The sequence below is a fragment of the Streptomyces sp. NPDC050674 genome, from assembly GCF_040654575.1.
Classification (GTDB): Bacteria; Actinomycetota; Actinomycetes; order Streptomycetales; family Streptomycetaceae; genus Streptomyces.
In genome coordinates this window covers 158,343-179,145 of the sequence record NZ_JBFAIG010000001.1, presented here as the reverse complement: position 1 = coordinate 179,145, position 20,803 = coordinate 158,343, and the positions used below count along the sequence as shown (strand labels likewise).

Below are 20,803 nucleotides of genomic sequence, written 5' to 3'. Positions count from 1 at the left end.
CGATGCCCACCGCGTCCCACCCCCAGACCACCGACGAGCTGTACCAGGCGCTCCAGGAGAACGACCGGCGCCCCTACGGCCGCACCCGCACCGTCACCGCCGAGGAACTCGTCGACGCCGCCGAACAGTTCGGGGAGCCCCTGCCGCTCGTCCGTGCGCTCTTCGAGCTCCAGGAGGCGTACACCTACGGCTCCGAGCCCCGGAAGTCACCCGTCGTCTTCGCCCGGCTGCTCACCCTGTTCGACGAGCAGCCCGACGTCTTCGACGACCGGCTGCGCCACATGCTCTTCTGGCGGTTCAAGTGGGTGGGCCACGCCCTGCGCCAGCTGCCCGAGATCCCGCTGGCCAGCCTGCGCCAGTGGCTGACGGAGATGCGCGACCGCTACGAGAAGGCCGGCCTCGGCCTCCACCCCTACTACGGCCAGGCGTACCAGCTCGCCGCCCACGTGGGCGAGGACACCACCCTCGCCTACGAGTTGTGGGCGGGCCGCACCCGCACCCGGCTCAGCGACTGCGAGGCCTGCGAGATCTGCGAGCGGGCCCTGCACCACCTCACCGCCGACGACGACGAGCGCGCCCTGCGCGCCTGGGAGCCGGTCCTGGCCGGCAAGGAGTCCTGCCAGGAGGAGCCGGCCCGCTCCATGTCCTACGCGCTGCTGCCCCTGCTGCGCAGCGGCGAAGCCGACCGGGCCCGTGAACTGCACCTCGCCGGCTACCGGGGCTGCCGCCGCAACCCCTCGATGTCCGGGGAGGTCGGCCGTCACCTGGAGTTCTGCGCGCTGACCGGCAACGAGGCACGCGGCCTGGAACTGCTCGCCGAGAACCGGAGCCTGTTCGACGAGGTCGACTCCCCGCTGGACCAGTTCGACTTCCTCACCGGCGTGGAGGTCCTCCTCCAGCGTGTCGAGCTCCTCGGGCACGGCGACCTGCCCGCCGCCGGGTACGCCGGCCGCACCTGGACCGTGACCGGGCTGCGCGCGGAGGTGCGGGGCCGCGCCGACGACCTCGCCGCCCGCTTCGACGCCCGCAACGGCACCACGGCCCACGCCGACCGCCGCCGGATCCGACTGGACCGCGCCCCGCTCCTGGACGCCCTGGAGCTGACCCTGCGCACCCGCGGCCTCGAGGAGGTGGCCCCGGCCGCCCCGCTCCCCGCGCCCGCCTCCCGCACAGCCCCGGCAGTCCCCGAGACCCTGTCCGAACTCATCCTGAAGGCGAGGGAGCTGGACGAGCAGGGGCACCCGGACGCGACGGCCTGCTGGGCGCGGCTGCGCACGCTCGTCGCCGCCCGCGACTACGCCCACCCCGACGACCCGGCCGTGGGCCCGCTCGTGCGGCTGCGCGCGGACCTGCTCGCCGACGAGGCGAACAAGGCGCACGAGAAGGACGAGTACACCGACGCCGCGGCCCTCCACGAGGAGGCCGCCGGCCTGTACGACGACGCCGGCGCACCGGGGCACGCGGCGATCGCCCGTGCCGGCGTCCTGCTCGCCACGGCCGAGATCCCCGCCGAAGGCGCCGACGGACCCGAGGCCAGGGCCGCCGCGCTGACCGCCGCCCATGCCCACGTGGCGCGTCTGCAGGAGGAGACACCCGGTCTCACCCCGTATCAGGAGGCCCGGCTGCTGCGACTGCGGGCGACCGCGCTCGCCCTCCGCCTGCAGAGCACGGGCAGCGAGGAGCACGTCAAGCCGGTCTTCGCGGAGGCGGACCTGCTGGGCGCGTTCGCATCCCGGCACGACCTCGCCGGACAGCTCTCCGGCGCCCGGCTGCTGCGGGTCACCACCCACGCCATCGCCGGCGACCTGCCCGCCGCGGTCACCGAGGCCGACGCGCTGCTCGAGCACCTCAGGGCGCACGGCCCCGCCTGGCACCTGCCCCGCACGCTCGGACTGCGCGGCCGGGTCCAGCTCGTCCTCCAGGACCCCGAGGCCGCCTACAGCGACCTGTCCGAGGGGCTGCGCCTGGCCGCCGAGTGGCCGGCCGACGCCGTCGGCACCACGCGCCTGCACGCGGACCTGGCCGAGACCTGCATGCGCCTGGGCCGTCCCGACGAGGCGTTGCGGCACCTGACGCGCTCGGCCGAGCTGGACCTGCGCGGCGGCAACCGCACCGAGGCGTTCTGCACGTACAGCAACGCCGCGCAGCTCAGCCTCGACCTGGGCCGTGTCGAGGACTGCATCGCCCTGCTCGACTCCCTGCTGGCCGAACCCGACGTCGTCGCCGGAGACTTGGACGACCGGCTCGTCGCCCAGCTGCGTCTGACCCGCGCCCGCGCGCTGCACGCGGGGGAGGACCTCAAGGCGGCCACGGCGGAGTTCGTCGCGCTCGCGGCCGAGTCGGCCGGCTGGGACGACGACCCGGGCAGCCACGCCGTGATCGCCGCGGAGACGGCCGTACTCCTCGCCGAGTCCGGCGAGTTCGACCGGGCCCGGGAGGCCGCCGACCAGGCGCTCGCCGCGCACGCCCGGGACCCGCGCTACGAGTTCCTCAGCAACTCCCTGCGCGAGATCGCCCGCCTCCAGGCGCAGCAGCAGGGCTCCGACGGCCTGCCCGCCGCCCTCGCACTGCTCGCGGACGCCGGCCGGATCGCCGACGAGGCCCGCGCCGCCGGATACCAGGCCCACGGCCGTTCCCTGGACACCGCCCTGGCCTACGAACACGGGCGGGTCAACGCCTACGCCGGGGAGTACGAGGACGCGCTGGCCGCCCTGGAGAAGGCGCTCGGCCTGCTCGGTGAGCCGGGCCGGGACGACGACCGCGTCGGCGAGTGGGCCGAGTGCGTCCGCCTCGCGGGTGTGGTGGAGGGTCTGTATCTGGAACGTCCCGCCCCCGCCCTCACGCGTCTGGACGCGGCGATCGTCCGGCTGACCGCCCTCGGCCACACGGACGAGACGGAGTCACTGACCACCTTGGCCGCCCGGCTGCGCGACGAGGAGTGACACCCGAGGCCCGGGGCGGGGACGGACCATCACCCCCGCCCCGGGCCTTTCGTCCGGATCGTTCGCTCCGCGTGCCCTGCGGTGCGGGTCAGCGGCGGTGACCCGCTGGGTGGATCCGTCCAGGCGCACCGCACGGCTCCGGCGCCCGTGACCTGCGCCGACGCCGCCCTCGGCGATATTCGCTGGTCGCCGGCCCCGGGCGGCGCCCATACTGACGCGGTGCATCCGGTGACTCTCACGACCGAGCGGTTGATCCTGCGGCCCTTCGAGCCGGGCGACGTGGACGCCGTGTACGAAGCCTGCCAGGACGAGGACATCCGGTTCTACACGCCGGTCCCCGTGCCCTTCGAACGCCGGGACGCCGAGAGGCAAGTTCTCGAGGAGTGGCCCGAGGCCTGGGCCACCGACAAGGACTACGTCCTCGGGGCCTTCCGCAAGGACACCTCGGACCTCGTCGGTTCCCACTGCCTGACCAAGGTGAGCCGGGGCGTGTACGAACTGGGCTTCTGGGCCGTCAAGGAGCAGCGCGGCCGGGGGTATTCGGTGGAAGCGGCGCGGGCGCTGTGCGACTGGGGGTGGGCGACGCTCGACGTCCACCGCATCGAGTGGTGGGCCATGACCGGGAACACCGGCTCACGTGCCGTCGCCGAGCGCCTGGGCTTCACCCTCGAGGGAACACTGCGCCGACGCGGCATCGCCAACGACGGAAAGCCCCACGACTGGTGGGTCGGCGGGCTGGTGCGGCCCTGACATGGCCCGTGCGACGAGGCGGGACACACACGCCGACGCCGAGGCGGCCGGTTGAGGACCGGGAGTGAGGAGACCCGGCTCGTGCTCCTGCGGGGGAACAGCGGGTCGGGGAAGTCGTCCGTGGCGGACGGGATCCGTGAGCGGTTCGGGCGGGGGCTGGCGCTGGTCGGGCAGGACAATCTGCGCCGGGTCGTGCTGCGGGAGAGGGACCGGCCGGGGGCGGCGAACATCGGTCTGATCGACCTGACGGCCCGTTACGCCCTGGACGCCGGGTACCACGTCGTGGTCGAAGGGATCCTGTACGCCGACCACTACGGCGAGATGCTCACCCGGCTGCGGGCCGACCACCGCGGCCCGACCCACGCCTACTACCTGCACGTGCCCTTCGAGGAGACCCTCCTGCGCCACGCCACCAAGCCGATCGCGCACGAGGTCGGCGAGGCACAACTGCGGGACTGGTACCGGGAACGGGATCTGCTGCCCGGCGGATTCGAGACCGTCATCGGCGCGGAGAGCACTCTGCGGGAGACCGTGGACCGCATCATGGTCGACACCGGCATGGCCGGCCTGCCCTCCCTCGACCGTTAGGCCGTGTCCGCATCCGGCCGGCCGCCGAGCGTACCGCCGCCTCCCGAGGTCACCCGTCCGTACGCGCTGGGCAGGGCGTGAGCGGCGCGCCGCGACCAGGATGGGCGGTGCCCGGGCGTCCGGACCGGCAGCCCGGTGCTGCCCGATGTGACGCGCGTGGCTGTCGCCGCCCGTACCGCGCGAGGGAGAGGTATGACCGAGACCGACGAGGCCGGGACCTTCTCTGCCGGGGCCGACTGGCCCTCGGAGCACCGCGACCCGGTCACCGGCATGATCGACCTCCGGCGCGTCGGCGCGCACCCGGACTTCTGGTATCCCGTCGCACTGTCGAAGGACGTGCGCGCCACGGGGACGTTCGCGACGGCGTTCGCCGGTGAGCGCATCGCGCTGTACCGCGGCGAGAGCGGCACCGTGTACGCGCTGGAGGACCGCTGCGCCCACCGGCAGGTGCCGCTGAGCATGGGCGTCGTGGAGGGCGAGGCCCTGCGCTGCTGCTATCACGCCTGGGCCTATCGCGGTGACGGCCGCATCTCGCAGATCCCGTACCTGGCCAAGGGCGACGGCAGGCCGCCGCGCGGCGTGCGCGGCTACCCCGTCCGCGAGGCGTACGGCCTGGTGTTCGCCTTCCCCGGCGACCCCGACAAGGCGGCCGTCACCCCGCTGCCGGACCTGCCGGCGTTCGGCTCACCGTGCTACAGCACGATGACCTACTCCCGGACCGTGCGCTGCCACTACTCGTTCATGCACGAGAACCTGCTCGACATGAACCACCAGTTCCTTCACCGGGGCGTGGTCGGCAGACTCCACCCCGAACTGCTGGACCACCGGACCGACGAGCGGTCGGTGGAGGCCAGGTACCTGTTCCGCCACACCGGCGGCAAGCGCAACCGCGGGGCCAGCCTGCTGGCCTCGGAGGGCCTCGGCGGCAGCGACTCCCGGGACGTCATGACGATCCGCACCGAGTACCCGTACCAGACCCTCGACCTGGTCCCGGAGAACGCGGAGCGGCCCGCCTTCCGCCTCTGGGTCGCCTATGTGCCCGAGGACGCCGAGCAGCGCAGGTGCCACACCTTCGGCCTGCTGATGATCGAGAAACCGAGGATTCCCGGCGTGCTGCGCCTGGCCCGGCCGCTCATCAGGCGCTTCACCGAGCGCGTGTTCGCCGAGGACCGCATGGCCGTGGAGGCCGAGCAGCGGGCCTGGGACGAACAGGGCGAGGACCGCAACCGCGAGGTGTTCTCGCTGATCCTTGACGTCCGCGAGGTGCTGCGCACCAACGGCGTCCCCATCCGGCCCCGGACCACCGGGTGCGGCGCCGCCTCGCTCTGCGACGGCCCGGGGCGCGGCTGACCCGGGCGGCGGGCCCGCCGGTCTTCAGGCCAGGAACTCCGTCAACAGCCGGTTCAGCTCGGCGGGTTGTTCGGTGGGGAGCGAATGGTGGGAGGCGCCGGGCAGGGTGACGACGCGCGCCCCGGGCAGGAGGCGGCGTGCCGCGGTCGCCGCGCGTCGCGGGTCGTGCGCCCGGCTCTGTCCGGCAAGGACCACCAGGGCCGGGACGGCGCAGCCCGCAAGCTCCCGCGCCGCCGGGCGCCGCATGGCGACCACCTTCGACCGGCGGGCGGTCGCGGTGCTGTCCAGGAACGCCTGCCAGACCGGGTCCTCGGGTTCACGGCCGGTCTCCCACCGGTGGAACGCGCGCACCCGCTGCGGGGTGGGCCTCAGCAGCATCGGCAGCGCGCGGGCGAGGTAGCGAGGACTCATGCCCGAGAAGCAGTTGACCGGGTCGAGCAGCACGAGCCTGCCGAGCCGACGGGGCGCGCGCAGTGCGTGGGTGAGGGCGATCCAGGCCCCGTAGGAGTGCCCGCACAGGTGCGCGCCGTCCAGGTCCAGCTCGTCGAAGAGGGCGTCGAGCCAGGCCGACAGGTCGGCGGCACCCCGCAGCGGTGCTCCGTCGTGCACGCTGCGGCCGATGTCGCCCATCAGGTCGACGGCGTACACCCGGTGAGCGGGTGCCAGGGCGCCGACGGTGGCGAACCAGGCCGGCGAGGTGGCGCCGCCGCCGGGCAGCAGTACGAGCGGCACCCCGTCCTCGCGGCCGCTGATGTGGACGCGGGTGCTGCCGTACGGGGTGCGGACGTCGACGCCGCGCACGTCCACGGGCCACCGTCGCAGCACCGCGTCGTACGCGGCGAAGAAGGCTGTCTGGTCGTCCATGTCCCACCCCGTATGACTCGCCTGGCGATATTCTCGGCCACCGAGATATTAGGGGAGTGAACCATGGACGACCAGGACCCCGGGCTGCGGCTGGTGCATCTGCTGCGGGCGGTGACGATGGAACTGGACCTGTTCGCAGCCGAGTTCGCCGGTCGCCACGGTCTTCATCCCACGGACGTGCGGGCGTTGGTCCACCTGCTGGACGCCGCACGGGAGGACGTGCGCGCCACGCCCGGGTGGCTCGGCGCCCAGCTGGGGATCAACTCGGCGTCGACCACGGCCCTGGTCGACCGGCTGGAGCGCCTGGGGCTGGTGCGCAGGGAGCGGGACACACAGGACCGCCGACGTGTGCTGCTGGTCGTGCGCGAGGAAGCCGTCACTCTGGGCTGGTCCTTCTTCGGACCGCTGATCCACGAGATGGTCGACTCGATGCGCTCCTTCGACGAAGCGGAACTGGCCGTGGTGCGGCGATTCCTGCTGGCCATGCGCGATGTGGCCGCGGCGGGACGCGGGGTCCGGCGGGACGGGCCCGGGGGACGGTGAGGTCGGAGCCGGGGCGCTCGATCTCATGGCCGGGGGTTGGTGCGATGCCAGCGTGGCCGGGCGTCGGGGCCGCGGCGGCCGGCCACCGAGGCGCAGCGTGGGCACAGGCGCCGTACCCGGTCCGCGGCGCCGCCCGACTCGGGGAAGGTGTCCGGCCAGTCGACGTGCGGGAAGCGGGCCAGCCGGGAGCGGCTGAGGGACAGACCGCAGACCGTCTCGTTGTGTCCCGGCTCCCAGGCGTGCACCTCACCGGAGGGCAGGCGGCGGCGTCCCTCCTCCTCGTCGGTCCACTGCCCGGACGCCGCGACGGCGTACCGTTTCGCGCGGGCCACGGCGGTTCAGCCGGCCGCGTGGCCGGTGTGCAGCCGCACCTGCTCCTCCAGCCTCCGCAGGCTGGTGTCCAGGGCGTCACCGACGGCCTGCTCGCCCGGATCGTGGCCGTCGTCGAAGAACGACAGGTGCACGGTCACCTCGCTGGCCCCGCTGCCGAGCCCGGCGACCTGGAGCCAGCCCGCGTAGCCGCCCTGCTCGCGGGTGCCCCACTCCAGCCGCATCTGGTCCCGCCGGGCGCGCAGCACGGCGGAGGTGTCCTCGTCCGTGCGGTCCTCGTGCACGGTGACGGTCGGCAGTTCCTCGGCCCGCACGTGCAGGGCGTCCGGCAGCCAGCTGTCCAGCCGGCCGACGTTCGCGGCCTGGTCGAAGACGTGCTCGGGCTGTGCGGGCATCGTTCGGGAGCGTTCGTACTCGGTCATGGCCTCGGACCTCACCTCGGGGTCGTTCCGCGCACCGCGTTCCCGGCCTGCCCGGGCCCAACCGCGAAGGGCCCCGTCCGCACCGGACGGGGCCCTTCGCGTCGGTCCTCGGTCAGAACCGCGGCTGAGGGGACTGCGCCTCGACGAGTTCCCGCGCCTCCGCCTCCGTCTCCACGGACGGCGGAGACCCGGCCAGGGGCTGGTTGGCCGTCTCCCGCATGCACAGCACGGCGATCACGCCGATGGCCGCGGCGCCCATGGCGTAGTACGCCGGCATGAGGGTCGAGTCGAAAGCGCTGATCAAAGCGGTGATCACCAGAGGTGTCGTGCCACCGAAGACCGAGGTGGCCAGGTTGTAGGCCACCGAGAGCGACCCGTAGCGCACCTGGGTGGGGAATATCGCCGGGAGCGCCGCCGACATCGTGCCGAGCATCGCCACCAGCGAGAGCCCCATCAGCAGCAGGCCGAGGGTGATGAGGACGACGCTGCCCTGCCGGATGAGCAGGAACGACGGCAGTGAGAGGAACAGGAAACCGAGCATCCCCGTCATCAGCAGCGGCTTGCGCCCGAAGCGGTCCGAGAGCCGCCCGACCTGGTTGATGACGCACATCTGGAGCACCATCACGACGAGCAGGATCAGCAGCCCGTGGTTGGTCCCGTAGCCCAGCTCGTCGGACAGGTACGTCGGCATGTACGACAGCAGCATGTAATCGGTGATGTTGTACGCCGCGACCAGCGCCAGGCACAGCAGCAGCGGCCTCCAGTACCGGGTGAAGATCTTGCCGAGGTCGGCCGCCGCCGAGGTCTCCACGGCGTCGGCGGCCTCGCTCGCCTTGGCCTGGCCGCCCTCCAGCTTCTTGAAGGCGGGCGTCTCGTCCAGCTTGAGCCGCAGGTAGAGGCCGATGAGGCCGAGCGGGGCCGCGACCAGGAACGGCACACGCCAGCCCCAGGACAGCATCTGGTCGTCGCTCAGGAGCATCTGGAGGACGACGACGAGGCCGGAGGCCCCGACGTAGCCGGCGAGGGTGCCGAGCTCCAGGAAACTGCCGAAGAAACCGCGCCGCTTGTCCGGCGCGTACTCCGCGATGAACGTCGAGGCGCCCCCGTACTCCCCGCCGGTCGAGAAGCCCTGCACCAGCCGGAAGAAGATCAGCAGCGCCGGGGCCCACAGGCCGATGACCGCATGCGAGGGCACCAGACCGATGGCGAACGTGCCCACCGCCATCATGATCATGGTGAGGGAGAGGATGCGCTTGCGCCCGACCTTGTCCCCGAGCGGGCCGAAGACCATGCCCCCGAGAGGACGCACCAGGAAGGCCACGGCGAAGGTCGCGAAAGAGCCGAGCAGCTGGGCGGTGTCGCTGCCCGAGGGGAAGAAGACCTTCCCGATGGTCGACGCCAGATAGCTGTAGATGCCGAAGTCGTACCACTCCATCGCGTTGCCGAGGGCGGCGGCCTTGGTGGCGCGCTTGACCGCCGCCTCATCGGTCACCGTGATGTCGCTGCGGCGCAGTCTGGGGTGACGTCGCTTCTCGATCGCCCGGAACAGCACCCGGTGTCGTCTCACCGCCGCGGGATCCACCGACTCGTCGTTGTCGGTCTCCGCCATCACGTGGTCCTTTCGCCGTTCGTACTACCCAGCACGCCTGCGCAGTTCTCGCGTGATCAAACGGACCCCTTCGCGCGGCATCCGGCCGGCCACCCAGCGTGACGTGCGGGCGCCCGGAGTGAGACGCCGCAGGGGAGCACTCCGGGAGCACTCCGGGACGATTGCGCGGCGGGTGTGCGGCGGGGTGTGCGGCCGACCTGGTGGGGAACTTGTTCCGCCGGGTGCGTGCCTGGTGAGAGGAGCCCAAGTGGCAGCGTCGGCGGCGGGCGGCCGGAACCAGGGCGGGCAGCAGGACGGCTACGAGCCGGACCCGAACCGGTGGCGGGCCCTGTGGGTCACGCTGGTGGCCGGCTTCATGAGCCTGCTGGACGTGTCGATCGTGGCGGTCGCCCTGCCCACCGTCCAGCAGCAGCTGCACGCCTCAGCGGCCGAGGTGCAGTGGGTGGTGTCCGGCTACGCCCTTTCCTTCGGGCTCGCCCTCGTCACCGCGGGCCGCCTCGGCGACGCCCTGGACCGGCGCCGCATCTTCCTGCTCGCCCTCAGCGGCTTCGTGCTGTGCAGCGCGGCCTGCGGGGCTGCCCCGAACATCACGCTGCTGGTGGTGGCCCGGCTCGCCCAGGGCCTGGCGGCCGGCTTCATGGCACCGCAGAACTCCGCGCTCATCCAGCAGATGTTCCGGGGCGGCGAGCGCGGCCGGGCCTTCGGCTTCTTCGGCGCCACCGTCGGCATCTCCTCAGCCGTCGGCCCGCTCGCCGGCGGTCTGATCCTCGCCCTGGCCGACGGCGCCCAGGGCTGGCGCTGGATCTTCTACGTCAACGTCCCCATCGGCATCCTCGCGGTCCTCCTCGGCCGCCACCTGCTGCCCCGCACCCGCCGCTCGGGCCGCGAGCACGTCGACCTGCCCGGTGTCCTGCTCCTGGGTCTCGGCGTCCTCGCGCTCATGTATCCGCTGGTCCAGGCGGAGTCCGGGGGCCTCACCCGGCTGTGGTGGTTGTTCCTCGTCGGTGCCGCACTGCTCGTCGTCTTCACCCGATGGCAGCGGCGCCTGGTCGACCGCGGAACGCAGCCGCTGCTCGACCCACGTCTGTTCACGACCGTGCGCGGCTATGCCGTCGGCGCCGGCGTCGGCACGCTCTACTTCATCGGGTTCAGCGGTGTCTGGCTGGTGTTCGCGCTGTTCTACCAGCACGGCCTGGGCTTCAGCCCGCTCCGGTCCGGCCTCGCCGTGACGCCCTTCGCCCTCGGCTCCGCGGTCGCCGCCGCGGTCTCGGGGCGGCTGGTGGACCGGCTCGGCCGCCTGCTCACCGTGGGTGGTCTCACGGGCGTGATCCTCGGACTGGGCGGCACCGCGCTGCTGCTGCGCTTCGCGCCCCTCGACATCGCCCCCTGGCTCGCCGCCCCGGTCCTCTTCCTCGGCGGCGTCGGCGGCGGGTGCGTGATCTCACCCAACATCACCATGACCCTGCGCGACGTGCCCGTGCACATGGCGGGAGCGGCGGGCGGCGCCCTGCAGACCGGGCAGCGGCTCGGCGCCGCGGTGGGCACCGCCGCCCTGCCCGGTCTCTACTACCTGGTGCTCGGCAGCAGGAGCGACGACTACCGCGGTGCCCTGTTCCTCGCGCTGGTCGCCGGGCTCGCCGGGATGGCCGCGTCCCTGGCCCTCGCGGCGTACGACTGGCGGCGCCACCGGCGTACGGGGGAGCCGCACGGCCGGTGTCCGGACGACGTCGCCCACCACCCGGTGCACGCCCGGCAGACCTGAGCGGTCACCCGGCACGAGCGTCGGCCACCTCGTCCACCTCGCCGCGAAGCTCTCGGCCGACCCGACGCCCTCGGCGACGCCCGCGACGTCGCACAGGTGATGCGTGCCTTGCTCGCCCGCGCTCAGCGCTGGGCCGCATCGCCGGGCCCATGGCTGGAAGTTCGGCGGAAAGGTGAGGCGGGCATGACACCTGGGCCGATCCGCCTTGTATAGCCTCGCTGACACTTGATCGAGGGGGACCGGAATGACTGAGGACCTACCAGCGCGGGCCGTTCGGGGAGACATCGAGGCGATCCAGGACCTGCTGTTCAGACGCCATCTCGCCGGCTACGGCCGGCCGGAGGAGCGTGAGGCTGTGGAAGGAGTGACCCTCGAAGCCGCACAGACCTGGCTGGACGCGGCCCAGGCACGCCGGCCGCGGTCCAGTCGGCACGAGGAGCGCGACTTCGCCTTTCAGCTCGGGCGGGCCGCCGGCCATCTCGTGCAACTCGCCGGGCAGACGGGTGAGTCATGGAACCGGCTGCTCGCCCACCCGGTGTTCGCGGCGCCCGTGATCACCGCATCCGACGAGTTCCCTCCACCGGTGCCGCCCGTGCGTCAGATGCCTGAGCCCTCCGATGGGCGAGGCGGCCCTTCCTACGGGGGCGCGCTCCCCGACGAAGCCCTGGCAGCGATGGGGTTCGCGGTTGCGGTGGGACTCGTACCGTTCCTTCAGACGATCGCCGCGCAGGCCGGGCAGCGCACGTTCGACATCGCGCGTGCCACGATCCGGGCGTCGCTCCCCAGCGGCAGGGGAGGCAGAATCGCCGGACCGCACCTCGTGGTCGAGGAGCGCGACGGCCGCGTCGAGATCCGCATGCCCAGCGACATCCCCGACGCGGCCTTGCACGCACTCGTCGCCCTCGGGGATCAAGGCATCGAAGCCCTCGCCGAGCCCGATCCACGGGGCCGGATCGTCACCGTCACCTGGAACGCCCAGGACGGGCGGTGGGAACGGGTCGTCCACCGGCGGGCCTGAACGGCGAGGCCCCGCAGCCATGGGCCGGTCGCGGGCGATGACCGCGGTTCTGCTGGTCGGGAGCGGGTCTTCGAGCCAACCGGTCTGGGAGGGGCGCTTTCTGACCGGACCTCACAGGAGGCACTGTCCATCGGCATTGTTCCCCGCGGTCACAACTGTGCCGTCGGCACGCAGGCCGAGCGTGTGCGTCGAACCGGCCGCCACGGCGACGATGTCGCGCCAGTCGCCGACGTCGCACTGCCCGTGGCTGTTGTCTCCCGCTGCGAGGACCCGTCCGAACGCAGTCACCCCGACGGTGTGGTAGCTGCCCGCGTCGAGCGCCACCATGTCTTCCCACTCGTCGACCTCGCAGGCCCCGGTCGCCCGGTCCCCGGTCGCCACGGGCCGCCCGTCGGTTCTGAGGCCGACGGTATGGAGATACCCGGCCGAAACGGCGGCCAGGTCACGCCACCCGTCAACGGCACACTGCCCCCGCCGGTTGTTCCCCGTGGCCAGTGCGGAACCGTCCGACCGGACGCCGACCGAGTGCCAGTCACCACACGAGAGGGCGACCATCTCGCGCCAGGACCGCACGTCGCACTGTCCTTCCGAACCCCTGCCAACGGCCAGCACGCGGCCGCTCGCCAGTAGTCCGAGCGTGCGGCGCCAGCCCGCGGCCACGGCCGTGACGCCTCGCCATCCGGCGACATCACACTGCCCGTCGGCGTTCCACCCCGTTGCCAGCACCGTGCCGTCCGACCGGAGCCCCACCGTGTGAGACCTGCCGGTGTTCGAGGCGGTGTGGACGTTGCCGGCGGCCACCGCGACGACGTTCTCCCATCGCTCGACCCGGCATTCGCCGGCTGCGTCATCGCCCACGGCGAGAACGGTTCCATCCCGGCGCAGCCCGACCGAATGACGCCTTCCGGCCGCCAGCGCCGACAGGTCGGCGAGCATTCCACCCCCGGGGGCTCGACGAGACTTCGCGACAGGGGATTCGCGACAGGGGATCCCACCCTACGTCGGCTCAGAGGTCGCGTGCCCGTGTGTGGAGGTGACCGGCGAGGGGGTGGGCGGGCGGTGCCGAGGGCAGGCGCGTGGTCAGTACGTACCGGGTCTTCTGTGCGACGCGGCAGGACGCTGTGTTGTCCGCGCGATGCAGCAGTTCAAGGCGCGTCAGTTCGTGGCCGGGGAAAGCGGTGAAGGCCCAGTTCGTCAGTGCCTCGAGCGCTCGGGGCGCCACTCCCCGGCCGCGCGCATGCGCTGCCGTCCAGTAACCGACCTCGGCGGACGATGCGCCCGGTGTGACGTTCTTGAGGACCACGTGCCCCGCCAACCTGCCGTCGGCGTCCGCAGGGTGGGATTCGACGATGGCGAACGCGAAGCGGTGTCCCGCCTCCCATCCCCGTTGCTGTTCGTGGATCCAACGAGCCGCGCCCGCCCGGTCGTCCACGGTTGAACTCGTCCACCGGCGCAGGGCGTCATCCCGATGCAGCCCAACCAGGTCGGCAGCGTCCGCCGGGCTCCAGGGACGCAGTATGAGAGCAGGGGCCGACGGTGTTGCGTCCGCCTGGAGCCGTGCAGCGATCTTCTCCATCGGCCGATCGTATGCGGGGGATCGTCTCCTCCTGCCGGAAGGATCAAGGCGGGCCCAGTCAGGGCCAGTCGGGTGCGGCCTGTGGTTGCGGGTGCGGTGGGGCGGGCGTGTCGTCGTCCAGTTCGCCGCGCAGCGCGCCGAGGGCGAAAGCGGTCATGGACGCCAGGATCAGCAGCGCGAGCGGGCCCCAGATCGCCGGCAGGGCCCAGAGCGGCCAGTAGTTGGAGGCCTGTGCCCAGAGCGTCAGGATCGCTGTGGCGCCCAGACCGACGCCGTGCCACCGCACCATCCTCGCGGCCCTCACGTGACGCTCCCTGCCCCGCGCGAACAGCGGCCACAGGCCGCCGACGAGGGCCGCGAGGCCGAACGAGAGGCAGGCCAGCGCACCGCCCAGCCGGTCCTCGGGCCACCCCACGGGACCGTCGGACGTCTGCTGGCGCCGTCCCTCGGCGTCGCGCACCTCGACGACCCGGCCGTGCCAGATCACACCGACGACCTTCTCGCCCCGCTCCATCTCGGACATCACGGGCTCGGTGCGCCGGAACGTCACCTCCCACGGTTTGCCGGACGGCAGCACCAGCTCCGCCTCCGGAGACTCGCTTCGCCTCCCGCGGTTCACGGCGGCGCTCCGTACGGTGAACTCCTGCTCCCACCGGCATCCCGAGGCCTCGACGGGGACCGCGGTACAGACCGGCGCCGCGTGGTACTCCCGCTCCCGCTCCAGCGCCCCGCGGACCTCACGGGCCGACGCCACTCCGACGCCCAGCGTCACGACGGCCATCAGCAGCCACACCACGGACCGCATGGTCCCGTCCCCCGACGACCCCACCGCGTCCCACCCCCTCCGCGCACGGACCCCGGAGCATTGGAACACGGTTCAGGCGCCGCTGTGGACCCGCCTGCCCTCGACGAACGTCTCCAGAACCCGGGTTCGGGCGATCTCCTCGGGCGGGCCCGCGAACGGGTCACGGTCCAGGACGACGAGGTCGGCCGCCTTGCCGACGGCGATGCTGCCGGTGAGGTCGTCGAGGTGGTTCACATGGGCGCTGCCCGCGGTGTACGCGGCGATGGCGGTGCCCAGGTCGAGGCGCTGCTCCGGGAAGAAGGACGGTGTGCCCTCGGGCGCGTCGGGGGAGACGCGGTTGACGGCGACATGGATGGCCTGGAGCGGATCGGGGGAGCTGACGGGCCAGTCGCTGCCGGCCGCGAGGGTGGCCCCGGCCCGCAGCAGATCCCCGAAGGGGTACTGCCACCCGCCGCGTTCCGCCCCCAGGAAGGGCAGGGTCAGTTCGTCCATCTGCGGCTCGTGGGCGGCCCACAGCATCTGGAGGTTCGCGCTCGCCCCCAGTGCCCGGAAGCGCGGCAGGTCGTCGGGATGGACGACCTGGAGGTGCGCCAGGTGGTGACGTGTGTCGCGGTGGCCACCCGCGGCCCGGGCGGACTCCACGGCGTCGAGCGCCTCGCGCACCGCCCGGTCGCCGAGCGCGTGGAAGTGCACCTGGAAGCCGTGCGCGTCCAGCTCGGTGACGTACTTCCGCAGCTCGCCCGGCTCGACGAAGCTGATGCCGCTGTTGTCCGAGGAGCAGCCGCAGCCGGTCAGGTAGGGCGAGAGCATGGCGGCGGTGTGGTTCTCGGCGATGCCGTCCTGCATGATCTTCACCGTGCCGGCCCGGAACCTGTCCCGGCTCAACTCCTCCCTGCGGGCCACGAGTTCGGGTATCTGCTCGGCACCGCGTTCACGGTCCCACCACAGGGCGCCGACGACCCGGGCGGTGAGCAGCCCCCGCTCCAGCGCCGTCAGATAGGCCGGGGCCGGGTCGGTCAGATTCGCGTACGTGCCGACGATGGCGTCCTGCCAGGCGGTGACGCCGTGGGAGTGCAGTACGGCCTGGGCACGCAGCAGACCGGCGAGTTGCTCCTCGGGTGTGGGGTCCGGCACCAGCCGGCCCACCAGGTGGACCGCGCCCTCCTGGAGCATCCCGGTCGGGTTGCCCCGGGGGTCACGCTCAATGCGGCCGTCGGCGGGGTCGGGGGTCCGGGCGTCGATGCCCGCGCGTTCCAGGGCCCGGCTGTTCACCCAGGCGCCGTGGTGGTCCCGGTTGGGCAGGAAGACGGGCCGGTCGGGGACGACCGCGTCGAGGGCGGCGGCCGTGGGGGAGCCGCCGGGGAACGCCTCCAGGGACCAGCCGCCCCCGGTGATCCACTCGACGTCCGGGTGGGCGTCGGCGTACGCCCCGATCCTGCGCAGGTACGCGTCCGGGTCGGTGGTGTCGCCGAGATGGCACTGGCCGAGCTCGAGACCCGCCCCCATCGGGTGGACGTGGGCGTCCTGGAAGCCGGGCAGCAGCAGCTTCCCGGCGAGGTCGACGACCTCGGTGCGCGGCCCGATCAGCGCGCGCACCTCGTCGTGACCGACGGCGACGATCCGCCCGCCGCGCACGGCCACCGAGGTGGCGCGGCTGCGGGCCGGGTCGACCGTGTGCACGGGACCGCCGGTCAGGACGAGGTCCGCGGGGCCCTGGGCAGGGGGGTGTGACATCGGGGTGAACTCCAAAAAGGGTCAGGCCGCCGTGCGGTCCATCGGCAGGGTGAGGGCGTCGGCGTCGGTGCCGCGCCCGGTGGTGAAGTAGGGCGAGCGCCGGACGTACTTGGCCACGGCGGCCATGCCGAGGCCCGCCAGCACGATCACGGCGGGCAGCGAGAACATGAACCAGCCGTTGTCCGGGCTCAGTTCGAAGTGGTCGCTCATGGTGAGGTACGAGTATCCGAGGTAACCGCCCAGCCCCAGCAGCACCAGCCCCGACACGGCGGGCACACCGACGCAGAGCAGTGCCTCGCGTGCTCCTTCGTGCCGCGCCGAGCGGAAGCGCACCGCGCAGGCGAGTGCGGTGAGGCCGTAGTAGAGGGCCACGATCAGGCCGATGGCGTTGACGGCGGCCAGCAGCATGTCGCTCAACTGGGGGAGCGCGAAGGCGAGCAGGGCGATCACGGCGGCGACCGACATCACGACGACCGTCCCGGCGGCCGGTGTGCCGTAGCGCGGGTGGACGCGGGTCCACAGCGGGCCCATGGTGCGGTCCCGGCCCATGGCGAGCAGGCCGCGTGCCGTGGGGATCAGGGTGGCTTGCACGGAGGCGACCGCGGAGAACATCAGGGCGAGCAGCGGCAGGGTCGCCCAGGGCTCGGCGGCCAGTTTCTCCCCGAGGTGGCCGAGGGCCTGGGGGCCGTTGCGGACGAGTTCGGCCAGGCTCATCTCCCGCTGGAAGGCGACCGAGGCGAAGAGGAACAGGCCGAGCATCGCGAACAGCGCGATGAGGCCGCCGCGGGCCGAGTCGCCCGGGTCCTTGGTCTCCTCGGTGACGCTGAACGCCGCGTCCCAGCCCCAGAAGAAGAACACCGCGAGGACCATGCCCTGGGCGAAGGCGGTGCCGCTGGAGATCTCGAACGGGTTGAACCAGGACAGGGACACCGCGTGGTCGCCGGTGACCAGGGCCCAGCCGCAGAAGCCGAGCAGCACCGCGTACTCGAAGACCAGCAGGGCGAACTGGAACCGGGTCGCGCCGCGGACGCCGGTGACGGCCAGGGCGGTGAGGGCGAGCAGCACCACCAGCCCGACCGCCGTGCAGACACCGGTGGACGCCGGGTCCAGGGCGACACCCGCCAGGCTGCGCAGCCCCGCCTTGTTGGCGAAGGCCAGCACGACCGAGCCCATGATCGCGCTGGTGTAGGCGCAGAAGATCACCGAACCGGCCAGCGTCACCCAGCCGGTCAGAAAGCCCGGCCATGGTCCGAGGGATCTGCCCACCCAGGTGTAGCCGTTGCCGCAGTTGGGTTCGGAGCGGTTGAGACGGGCGTAGGCGAGGGCGATGCCCAGCACCGGAAGGAACGCCAGCAGCAGGAGCGCGGGGGCCTGGAGGCCCACGACGGTCGCGATCGTGCCCATGCCGATGGCGATGCTGGTGGTGGCCGCGGTGCTGGACGCGGCGATGGCGACGCCGTCGACGACGCCGAGGGAACGGCGCAGCGCGGGGCGGGGCGGGGGCGGTGCGGACGACATGAAGGGCTCCTCGGGGGACGGGGTGGGAAGAGCCGCGCGGGACTGTGATGGAACAGCCGGGGCCCGTATTGGGTCAACCCTGTTGACGTAAGGCGCCGGGGGCCGTTCACTGCGTTGAGCGACGAGTCGCCGGACGGCGTGCGGCCGCCGGTGCGCGACAGATGTCAGGTGCGCCCCAGGCCTTCGGCGCGCCGCGGGTCTTGCGTGCGCCATGGGCCTCAGGCGGGCCATGGGCCTCAGGCGGGCCATGGGCCTCAGGCGGGCCACAGGGCCTTGGCCTTGGGCGGGCCGCAGGGCCTTGGGCGCGCCACAAGCTTCAAGTACGCCACGCCTCTGGCGTGTTCAGGAGAGGAGCCCGGCCATGAGCACCCGAGTCCCGCAGGAACGCAGGCGTCGCAGACCGACCCGGTCGGGGGTCCTGCTGTCGGAGGAGCTGATCGTCCAGACCGCGCTGCGGCTGATCGGCGAGCACGGGCCCGAGGCGCTGAGCGTGCGCCGGCTCGGCGCGGCCCTGGGCTGTGACCCGACCGCGCTCTACCGCTACTTCCACGGCACCGACGACCTGGTGCTCGCCATCGCCGACCGGATCATCGGCGACGCCATGGCCGGATTCGCGCCCGGGGACGACTGGGTGGCCGCACTGCGCGAGATGGCCCTGCGGGTCCGCGCGGGCTACCTCGCCCATCCCCGGGCGGCCGCGATGGCCGCCCACCGCGTGACCCGGCGCCGCAACGAGATCCGTGCCGTCGAGACCGGGATCGGCCTGCTGCTCGGCGCCGGCTTCCCGCCGGCCGACGCCGCCCGGCTCTACCTGGCCTTCATCGACACCGTGCTCAGCCACGCAGCCACGGAGGCGGCGTTCCACGCGCTCCCCGCACAGCGGCGCGAGGCGGACCACCGGTCGTGGCGTGACGTCTACCAGGACCTCGACCCGGTGGCCTACCCCTCCCTGACCGCGGTACGACCGGAGCTGCCCGCGATGGCGGACAGCTCCTTCGAAGAGGCGGTGGACCTCCTGCTGGAGGCCCTTGCGGCCCGGGCACGGGCTATCCCGGGCGGGTAGCGAAACCGCGCTACAGCACCTCGGCCCGCCCGGAGGTGTCGTCCAGGAAGCCGCCCGACTGGTGCTGCCACAGCTTCGCGTAGGCGCCCCCGACCGCGAGCAACTCCTGGTGGGTGCCCTGCTCGACGATCCGGCCGCGGTCGAGGACGACGAGCTGGTCCATGCCGGCGACCGTGCTCAGCCGGTGCGCCACCACCAGCGCGGTCCGCCCGTCCATGAGCCGCCACAGCGCCTCCTGGACCAGCAGTTCGCTCTCGGAGTCCAGGGCGCTGGTCGCCTCGTCGAGCAGCAGGATCGGCGCGTCCCGGAGGATCGCACGCGCCAGGGCGACCCGCTGGCGCTGCCCGCCGGACAGCTTGACGCCGCGCTCGCCCACCATGGTGTCGAAGCCGTCGGGCAACGCGGCGGCGAACTCGGTGACATGGGCCGCCTCGGCCGCCCGGCGGATCTCGGCGTCGGTCGCGTCCGGCCGGGCGAAGGCGATGTTGTCCCGCAAGGTGCGGTGGAACATCGCCGGGTCCTGCGGCACGTAGGCGATCCGCGCGCGCAGGTCGGCCTGGCGCACCTTGCTGATGTCCTGGCCGCCGACCAGGATGCGGCCGCCGTCGATGTCCGTCATCCGCAGCAGCAGCCGGGTGAGGGACGTCTTGCCGCCGCCGGACCGGCCGACGAGGCCGATCTTGGCCCCGCTCGGCACATGCAGGTCGAGGCCTTCGAACAGTGGCCGGCCGCCCCGGTGGGCGAAGGTCACCTTCTCGAAGCGGACGTCGGCGGCCCGCGGCCGCAACGGCTCCGGCGTCTTCGGGTCGAGCACGGTCGGCGGTGTCAGGAGCAGCTCGGTGAACTGCGCCGCCTCCGTCATCGAGCTCTCCAGCCTCCGGTAGATCTGGTTGAAGTCGAACATGATCCGCGTCGCGTTGTTGTAGTAGGCGAAGGCGACGACGATCGCCTCCACCCCGTGCGCGTCCCCGGCGAGCAGGACCGCGAGCAGCAGGCCCATCACGTTGGTGAGCACGGACATGGGCGCGACCAGCGTGTCGATCCGCAGGTTGCCGTAGTCCCACGAGCGGATGGTGAGCCGGCGGGACATCGCGACCCGTGAGCGGTGTTCGGCGGCCTCGCGCTCCTCCGCGGCGAACGCCCGGACCGTGTCCATGTTCATGAGGCTGTCGGCGACATGGCCCGACACCCGGGCGATCGCCTCCTCACGCTGGTCGACGAGCCGCTGCCGTCGCCGGATCAGGGGCACGGCCAGCACGGCCGTCAGCGCGATCATGACCAGCAGTCCGGCCACGAGCAGCGGTTCGTAGCCCCAGAGCACCACCGCTCCGAAGGTCAGCGGCACGAGGTTGCCCATGATCTGGAACGTCAGCGTGTCGACGAACGGCTCGAACCGTGACGCGAAGCTGAGGACGCGCTTGGTCAGCGAACCGGCGAAGTTGTCGTGGAAGAACGCGGCGTCCTTGGCGAACAGTTCGTCCATGCCGATCACATAGAGGTGCTCGATGCCCAGGGCGTCGAGACGGTTGAGGCAGTGCAGCGCGATCCGCCACAGTGCCTCCGCGACCAGCAGGACACCGGCGAAGGCGAGCACGTACGGCAGCATCGAGCCGGCCGTGACGTCCTCGCCCCCCGCGATGTCGCCGATGAGCCTGGCGACGATCAGCGGCGCGATGTAGTTGATTCCGATGTTGCCCAGCGCCGAGAGCAGCATCGCGGGTGCCGTCCACCGGCGCAGCCGGGACAACTCCCGTCCGTAGTAGCGAAGTGCGAGCAGCACCGAGCGCCTGCCCGGTAAAACCCTGTGTGTTTCCGGCGTTTCCATCCCACCCCTGTGTCGTCCTGTGGCCGCCCGCCAAGCCGCGCGCGGGCAGGGGCCATCGCCGCAACGGATGTGTGAGGTTTCGGGTCGAGTCCGGAAGTGTCCCG

18 protein-coding genes are annotated in these 20,803 nt (G+C 72.5%); 8 read left to right on the top strand and 10 right to left on the bottom strand.

Annotated elements, in window-relative coordinates; genetic code table 11:
* Positions 1 to 2: 2 nt before the first annotated feature.
* From AB0I06_RS00820 to AB0I06_RS00805, 4 genes are all read left to right on the top strand, one after another.
* Positions 3 to 2,942: a hypothetical protein gene (locus AB0I06_RS00820; RefSeq protein WP_363116555.1), complete on the top strand. Its 2,940-nt coding sequence runs from the start codon at positions 3 to 5 to the stop codon at positions 2,940 to 2,942.
* Between the two features lie 228 nt (positions 2,943 to 3,170).
* A complete protein-coding gene (locus AB0I06_RS00815; RefSeq protein ID WP_363116554.1) occupies positions 3,171 to 3,692 on the top strand; it encodes a GNAT family protein in 522 nt (173 codons plus the stop codon).
* A 51-nt stretch (positions 3,693 to 3,743) separates the two neighbouring features.
* Positions 3,744 to 4,280, top strand: a complete 537-nt coding sequence (locus AB0I06_RS00810) for an AAA family ATPase (RefSeq protein WP_363116553.1) — start codon at positions 3,744 to 3,746, stop codon at positions 4,278 to 4,280.
* Between the two features lie 192 nt (positions 4,281 to 4,472).
* Positions 4,473 to 5,630, top strand: a complete 1,158-nt coding sequence (locus tag AB0I06_RS00805) for an aromatic ring-hydroxylating dioxygenase subunit alpha (RefSeq protein WP_363116552.1) — start codon at positions 4,473 to 4,475, stop codon at positions 5,628 to 5,630.
* Positions 5,631 to 5,654: 24 nt separating this feature from the next.
* Here AB0I06_RS00805 and AB0I06_RS00800 read toward each other — a convergent pair whose 3' ends face one another.
* Positions 5,655 to 6,494 carry an alpha/beta fold hydrolase gene (locus AB0I06_RS00800; RefSeq protein ID WP_363116551.1) on the bottom strand — a complete coding sequence of 280 codons (840 nt, stop codon included), beginning with the start codon at positions 6,492 to 6,494 and terminating at the stop codon, positions 5,655 to 5,657.
* A 63-nt stretch (positions 6,495 to 6,557) separates the two neighbouring features.
* On the opposite strand from AB0I06_RS00800, the gene AB0I06_RS00795 reads away from it, so the two are divergent.
* A complete protein-coding gene (locus tag AB0I06_RS00795; RefSeq protein ID WP_363116550.1) occupies positions 6,558 to 7,037 on the top strand; it encodes a MarR family transcriptional regulator in 480 nt (159 codons plus the stop codon).
* 23 nt (positions 7,038 to 7,060) lie between these two features.
* On the opposite strand, the gene AB0I06_RS00790 is transcribed toward AB0I06_RS00795, so the two are convergent.
* The 3 genes from AB0I06_RS00790 to proP all read right to left on the bottom strand — a co-directional run bounded on the left by AB0I06_RS00790 (position 7,061) and on the right by proP (position 9,398).
* On the bottom strand, positions 7,061 to 7,369 hold the full coding sequence (locus tag AB0I06_RS00790; protein WP_363116549.1) for a hypothetical protein: 309 nt from the start codon (positions 7,367 to 7,369) through the stop codon (positions 7,061 to 7,063).
* Between the two features lie 6 nt (positions 7,370 to 7,375).
* Positions 7,376 to 7,789, bottom strand: a complete 414-nt coding sequence (locus tag AB0I06_RS00785; RefSeq protein ID WP_363116548.1) for an SRPBCC family protein — start codon at positions 7,787 to 7,789, stop codon at positions 7,376 to 7,378.
* 112 nt (positions 7,790 to 7,901) lie between these two features.
* Positions 7,902 to 9,398, bottom strand: coding sequence for a glycine betaine/L-proline transporter ProP (proP, locus tag AB0I06_RS00780; protein ID WP_363116547.1), 1,497 nt, complete (start codon positions 9,396 to 9,398; stop codon positions 7,902 to 7,904).
* 247 nt (positions 9,399 to 9,645) lie between these two features.
* Here proP and AB0I06_RS00775 point away from each other — a divergent pair, with 247 nt between their 5' ends.
* Together AB0I06_RS00775 and AB0I06_RS00770 are read left to right on the top strand one after the other, a co-directional pair.
* Positions 9,646 to 11,160 (top strand): MFS transporter, encoded by a 1,515-nt coding sequence (locus AB0I06_RS00775; protein ID WP_363116546.1) that lies wholly within the window; start codon positions 9,646 to 9,648, stop codon positions 11,158 to 11,160.
* Between the two features lie 244 nt (positions 11,161 to 11,404).
* Complete coding sequence (locus AB0I06_RS00770) at positions 11,405 to 12,178, top strand: hypothetical protein (RefSeq protein ID WP_363116545.1); 774 nt, start codon at positions 11,405 to 11,407, stop codon at positions 12,176 to 12,178.
* A 111-nt stretch (positions 12,179 to 12,289) separates the two neighbouring features.
* Here the strand turns inward: AB0I06_RS00770 and AB0I06_RS00765 are convergent, their stop codons facing one another.
* The 5 genes from AB0I06_RS00765 to AB0I06_RS00745 all read right to left on the bottom strand — a co-directional run bounded on the left by AB0I06_RS00765 (position 12,290) and on the right by AB0I06_RS00745 (position 17,811).
* The gene (locus AB0I06_RS00765; RefSeq protein ID WP_363116544.1) at positions 12,290 to 13,114 is read right to left on the bottom strand and encodes a chromosome condensation regulator; all 825 of its coding nucleotides are present in this window, start codon (positions 13,112 to 13,114) and stop codon (positions 12,290 to 12,292) included.
* Between the two features lie 70 nt (positions 13,115 to 13,184).
* On the bottom strand, positions 13,185 to 13,754 hold the full coding sequence (locus AB0I06_RS00760) for a GNAT family N-acetyltransferase (RefSeq protein WP_363116543.1): 570 nt from the start codon (positions 13,752 to 13,754) through the stop codon (positions 13,185 to 13,187).
* Between the two features lie 58 nt (positions 13,755 to 13,812).
* Positions 13,813 to 14,559: a hypothetical protein gene (locus tag AB0I06_RS00755; protein ID WP_363116542.1), complete on the bottom strand. Its 747-nt coding sequence runs from the start codon at positions 14,557 to 14,559 to the stop codon at positions 13,813 to 13,815.
* A gap of 72 nt (positions 14,560 to 14,631) precedes the next feature.
* A complete protein-coding gene (locus AB0I06_RS00750) occupies positions 14,632 to 16,293 on the bottom strand; it encodes an amidohydrolase family protein (protein ID WP_363116541.1) in 1,662 nt (553 codons plus the stop codon).
* Between the two features lie 21 nt (positions 16,294 to 16,314).
* The gene (locus AB0I06_RS00745) at positions 16,315 to 17,811 is read right to left on the bottom strand and encodes an APC family permease (protein WP_363116540.1); all 1,497 of its coding nucleotides are present in this window, start codon (positions 17,809 to 17,811) and stop codon (positions 16,315 to 16,317) included.
* A 361-nt stretch (positions 17,812 to 18,172) separates the two neighbouring features.
* On the opposite strand from AB0I06_RS00745, the gene AB0I06_RS00740 reads away from it, so the two are divergent.
* The gene (locus AB0I06_RS00740) at positions 18,173 to 18,874 is read left to right on the top strand and encodes a TetR/AcrR family transcriptional regulator (RefSeq protein ID WP_363116539.1); all 702 of its coding nucleotides are present in this window, start codon (positions 18,173 to 18,175) and stop codon (positions 18,872 to 18,874) included.
* A 10-nt stretch (positions 18,875 to 18,884) separates the two neighbouring features.
* On the opposite strand, the gene AB0I06_RS00735 is transcribed toward AB0I06_RS00740, so the two are convergent.
* Positions 18,885 to 20,699, bottom strand: coding sequence for an ABC transporter ATP-binding protein (locus tag AB0I06_RS00735; RefSeq protein ID WP_363116538.1), 1,815 nt, complete (start codon positions 20,697 to 20,699; stop codon positions 18,885 to 18,887).
* Positions 20,700 to 20,803: the final 104 nt, after the last annotated feature.